Origin of the sequence: Roseovarius amoyensis (genome assembly GCF_003260265.1) — a bacterium.
Lineage (GTDB): Bacteria > Pseudomonadota > Alphaproteobacteria > Rhodobacterales > Rhodobacteraceae > Roseovarius > Roseovarius amoyensis.
In genome coordinates this window covers 1-4,891 of sequence record NZ_QITQ01000058.1, presented here as the reverse complement: position 1 = coordinate 4,891, position 4,891 = coordinate 1, and the positions used below count along the sequence as shown (strand labels likewise).

6 protein-coding genes and 1 pseudogene are annotated in these 4,891 nt (G+C 59.6%); all 7 read right to left on the bottom strand.

From position 1 onward, the window contains the following. Positions 1-101: 101 nt before the first annotated feature. Positions 102-224 (bottom strand): annotated as a pseudogene (locus tag DL899_RS18970) (IS66 family transposase); the annotation flags it as partial. A 79-nt stretch (positions 225-303) separates the two neighbouring features. Beyond that, positions 304-1,146 (bottom strand): IS21-like element helper ATPase IstB, encoded by an 843-nt coding sequence (gene istB, locus DL899_RS18965; protein WP_111735877.1) that lies wholly within the window; start codon positions 1,144-1,146, stop codon positions 304-306. Next, positions 1,143-2,375, bottom strand: a complete 1,233-nt coding sequence (istA, locus tag DL899_RS18960) for an IS21 family transposase (RefSeq protein ID WP_111735876.1) — start codon at positions 2,373-2,375, stop codon at positions 1,143-1,145. Before istA ends, istB begins: the two co-directional genes overlap by 4 nt. Positions 2,376-2,639: 264 nt before the next feature. After that, positions 2,640-2,987, bottom strand: coding sequence for an IS66 family insertion sequence element accessory protein TnpB (tnpB, locus tag DL899_RS18955; RefSeq protein ID WP_111735875.1), 348 nt, complete (start codon positions 2,985-2,987; stop codon positions 2,640-2,642). Beyond that, complete coding sequence (gene tnpA, locus DL899_RS18950) at positions 2,984-3,352, bottom strand: IS66-like element accessory protein TnpA (RefSeq protein WP_111735874.1); 369 nt, start codon at positions 3,350-3,352, stop codon at positions 2,984-2,986. Before tnpA ends, tnpB begins: the two co-directional genes overlap by 4 nt. A 131-nt stretch (positions 3,353-3,483) precedes the next feature. Beyond that, positions 3,484-4,254, bottom strand: a complete 771-nt coding sequence (locus DL899_RS19540) for a hypothetical protein (RefSeq protein ID WP_162685669.1) — start codon at positions 4,252-4,254, stop codon at positions 3,484-3,486. After that, entirely contained in the window at positions 4,235-4,576 is a 342-nt protein-coding gene (locus tag DL899_RS18940; RefSeq protein WP_162685668.1) for a hypothetical protein, read from the bottom strand. The genes DL899_RS19540 and DL899_RS18940 overlap by 20 nt, the downstream gene beginning before the upstream one ends. Positions 4,577-4,891 lie beyond the last annotated feature (315 nt).

Below are 4,891 nucleotides of genomic sequence, written 5' to 3'. Positions count from 1 at the left end.
GGAGCAATTGGAACTCTTCGATGCACTGAGCCTGAAAACACCCTCCTGAAACGGCCCGGTTGTGGCAAAAGCAGATATCCCGCATCAATAATATCAATCACTTACGCGTTTAACTGTTGAAGTTGGGGGTCCAGCGCCTCCCGGGCGATCTCCGACCTGGTGCCGGTCCAGACATCGTGGAAGTCCCGGCGCAGGTGTGCCCAGCAGGCGGCCTCGCGGATGCGCTGTCAACGCCGATTTAAAAATCCCCAAAAGTGCCGAAGTAAAATTCCCCACTTGCACGGGTCCGGTGATCAGCCGGTTTCAGTGATCTGAGGCTCCGTTGTTGGTTTTTGGTGGCCGCCCGCGCCGCTTTGGCGGCAGTGGCGGGGTGATGGGTGCGTTGGCGCGGACATGCTCGGGGATGAGGTCGGCATGGCTGCGGAGCCGGTAGCTGGCGCCTTCGATCTGGATGACCACGGCGTGATGCAGCAGCCGGTCGAGCAGCGCGGTCGCGACGACCGGGTCACCGAAGACCTCGCCCCACTCCGCGAAGCCACGGTTCGAGGTGAGGATCATGGCGCCCTTTTCGTAACGGGCGTTGACGAGCTGGAAGACCAGGTTGGCGCCGCCGGTGGTGATTGGCAGGTAACCGATCTCGTCAACGATCAGCAGTGAGGCCCGGGTATAGAAGCGGATCTTCTCGACCAGCCGGCCCTCTCGTTCGGCCTGGCTCAGCGCGTCGATCAGATCGGCCAGTGTTGCGCGGTAAACGCTTTTGCCGGCCTTCACAGCGGCGACGCCGAGGGCCGTGGCCAGGTGCGACTTGCCGGTGCCCGGCGGTCCGAGGAAGTGGCCAACCTCGGCTCGGCGGATGAAGTCCAGCTGGGCCAGGGCCGCGATGCGCTCCCGGTCGAGCGACGGCTGGAAGCTGAAGTCGAAGCTTTCGAGCGTCTTGGCGGGAAGGAGCTTGGCGGTGCGCAGGGCCACGTCGATGCGGCGCGTCTCCCGTGTCGGGTATTCCTCACTCAGGAGCGTGTCGATGGCCTCGATCGCGGTGATCTCGCCTTTCTCCAGTTGCTGCAGCGTGTGATCGAGGGCTTCGAGTGCGCGCGGCATCTTCAGCCCGACGAGGGCGCCGCGGATCCGGTCCAGAAGATCGCTCATGCCCGTGCCCCCTTGGCCGCCAGGCGCTGGCCAACGGCCCCGTAGAACTCAAGCGGTCGCCTCAGCCCTTGCGAGGGCCGCGACAGGGATGGTCTGGGAGGTGGTGCCTTGCGATGCGCCGGATCAACGCGGCGCCGGGCCTTGCCCTCCAGTACCGGGTGGCAGGCGATCAGTTGGCTGTCCTCGTAAATCCGCAACTCGGTGGCGTGATGCTGGACCTCGAGCGTCCGGCGCCGGGTGGTGTCCGGGACGGAGTAGAAGTTGCCCCCGACCGCTATCATCCCGTCCTTGCTGACCCGGCGCTCCACCGACAGCACCGCGCTGTAGGGGATTGCCGGATGCTGTTTCAGATGGGGAACTTCCTCGGCGAAGGCCTCGTCTACCACGCGCCGCGTGGTGGCGTGAACACGCGGATTGGCCACCTCGGTTCGCCAGGCGTCGAACTGGACATTGAGGTCGTCCATGTTCCGGAAGGTGCGGGCCAGGAAGAAGTCCTGCCGGATATAGCGGAACGGTCGCTCGACCTTGCCCTTGGTCTTGGCCCGATACGGCTGGCAGGCGCGCGGCACCGCGCCGTAATGGTTCAGCAGCGCCACCAGGGAAGCGTTATAGGTCGCCACCCCGGCCTCGTCCTCGCCGATCACCGCAGTCTTCATCCGGTCATAGAGGATTTCCTCGGGCACACCGCCCATGTCCGAGAAAGCCGCAATGTGGCAGCGAAGCACCGATTGCAGGTTCTGGCTGGCGACGAACCGGCCCCAGAGCCAACGGCTGTGACCGAGCACCATCGATAACAGCCAGACCTTGCGGACGACGCCAGGCTCGTCGGTGAACTCAACCGTGAACTCGGCAAAATCGACCTGGGCCTGCTGGCCCGGCGGGGTTTCGAACCGGCGCTCGAACTGTGCCTGTTTGGGCGGGCGCGCCAAGCGCAGAAAGTCCGTCACCGCGGTATAGCCGCCGTCATAGCCCAACTCCCGGATCTCGCGCAGCAGGCGCGCCCCGCTCAGATCGGGAAATGCCAGAATGCGGTCCTGCAGATAGCGCTCATAGGGCTCGATCACGCGCGCCCGCGACCGGCGCGGCCCATAAACCGGCGCCTCCAGCCCACGGTCGAGATACTTCCGCACGGTCTTCCGGTCAGAGCCAACCTTCCGCGCGATCGCGGATATGCTCAGACCCTGCTTCTTCAAATCTTGGATCAAAACGATCTCCCTCAGTCCTTTCACCTGCCTGCCCCTGTCAGTTCCTCGATCAGGGCATCAGGCTTGCATCCCGCGCCAGCGACAATTCCGAATAAATGAAGTTCGGAATTGCCCCTGACGCTCACCACTGGGGAAAATTCAAACGGCGGTTTTGGGGAGATTACATCCGGCGGTTACAATGCGCACTGCACCGGTCGCATCGGCGTTGACAGAGGAGGTCTCGGACATGCCCGACCCTACCATTTCGCACGACTAATGGCCAGTAAAACAAGGCGTTTAGGCGAAGTATCAGCTCACCCGAGCAGGAGGCGCTCCCCAATCCGGACGGCGCCAGTCGATGCCCTCCCAGAGCATCGTCAGCTGCGCCGAGGTCAGCCGCACGGCGCCGTCTCCGGCGGCGGGCCAAGGGAAGCGCCCCCGTTCCAGGACCTTGTAGTAGAGGCAGAACCCCTGGCCGTCCCAGTAGAGCAGCTTCAGCCGGTCACCCCGGCGCCCCCGGAAGGCGAAGACTGCACCGCTCGCGGGCTTCTGGCGCAGGACGTCCTGGGCAAGCGCGGCCAGTCCCGCGATCCCCTTGCGCATGTCGGTGGTCCCGCAGGCCAGGTAGACCCGAACGCCCGTTCCCGGTCCGATCATGCCGCTTCCACCGCCCGGATCAACCGGGTCAGCGCCTCTCCATCCATGCCGCTGTCGAACCTCAGGCAGCGGCCGTTGCTCAGCCGCAGCTCGACAGGGCCAGACCGTGACGGCGCGGATGCGCTTGCCGGCGCCTGAGCCGAGCTGAAATCCACCGGCAGGAAAACGGCCCCGCGATCCGGCGACGACAGGCCCTTCTTCTTCAGATCACGCCGCCAGCCGTAGATCTGGGAACGCGTGATCTCGTGGCGCTGCGCGACCTGCGTCACCGACGCACCGCCGACGCCGACCTCCGACAGGATCTCGAGCTTCTCGTCTTCGCTCCACCGCCGGCGCCGCTCAACGCCCAGAACCTCGCCCAGCATTGCCCCTCCGAATAAGACACGTCGTTAAGGACGTCGTTATGCACGTGTCTTAGCTCAGAGCCTCGCCGTCAGGCAGGCGGTGCCAATCGGGTGGTTACGAAGATATGTCGCAATCTATACGTTCAATTGAGCTATGCATCCTGTGACTGCACTAGAGTGACATTCTCCATTTCCATGATCTTCTGCAAGTCTGCCTCATACTGAGCGTCAAGACGATTTGCGATGTCTTGCCAGTTCGGGAGCAACTTACCTTCGGCCGAAAATGACATTAGCTTGTATCGCTGTATACAGATACTGCGCAATTTCTCTTTAATCTCTTTATTGTGCGTCTCTAGCATCGCTAAGACAAATGCGAATAGTGTATCTTTAGGTCTCTCAAAATCCCAAACGATGAATCGGTGCTCAGGGATGCTTCGGTCCAATTCTTCTACTAAGTGCGCCCACGAAGGAGCCGATCGTGACATAGTTTCGACTTCACTCATCGGAAGGTCCGAGAAAACGGACATGAGGTACTCAAACTGGCTCGTAATCACCAGATGCACGGTTAACATACTACCGCCGACCAATTCGGAGAATCTTTGCAACCTCAATTTTGCGCGCTTAACATAACGATCTGGATTGACAAATAAGTCCGTAGAAGAGCCAAGCATCGACGCTTGACTGACCAAGAGGAGGCTATTTTTTTGGCTTACGTTTCTAACCAGATGTTTCGAGCTATCGTCCTGATTTTTTGAACTTTCGTTTCCATTCACTTTTGACCTAAAGACGTCCTTGTACAGGTTCTCAGGAACCAGGTATTTTCCCTCGCACTCATTGATGACATTGCCAATTGCAGCTGAATGCAATAGGTCAGATGCAAGGAGCGGTAAGCCCGCGTGAAGGTTAACCCTTGGTGCCGTCATCTAGCGCAAACTCTGGAAACCCGTGATCGCCAATTGATTCATCGCCACTCACGATGTCCGCCAGCAGCGTCGCGCGTTTTATGACCCTAGTTAACTCCGCCAAACAAACTAGGTTTTGCGCATTGTAAGCCAAAAAACGGCCTTCCTGCACGTCTTCCGATAGAGAAGCCCACTCTCTGTCTGCATTCAAGAATGCAAGCAGCAAAGGCAGAACCTCATCAACTCGTCCTTCAATCTCGTCTTCAATGCCCTGGGTACCTGCCAACTGTAGTGCTACGCGAGAACCCTCCACCTTTACAGTGGCGCTAACCTTTCTTTCCATCACTAGAAACCTCTGTTGCGTCACAAACGATGTAAATTGAGCTTCCAAGTGGATCAAGCCACATCGTTGACTTTTATATCGAACATTGAGAGGTGGTCATCAAGTGTGCTGCCCGTAAACTGCAAGCTCTCAGCCCCCTTTTCACAGGATTGAACAGCCTTCTTGGTGATAACAGAGGTGGCTCGGTTTGAGCTACCCCCCGAAATTCGGACAGTGACGTAAGCTACGATTTGCAGTCTGCTGATCTTCGACGAGAAGGAGATCAGAGATGTCGAAACGCAAACAACATGCGCCCGAGTTCAAGGCGAAGGTCGC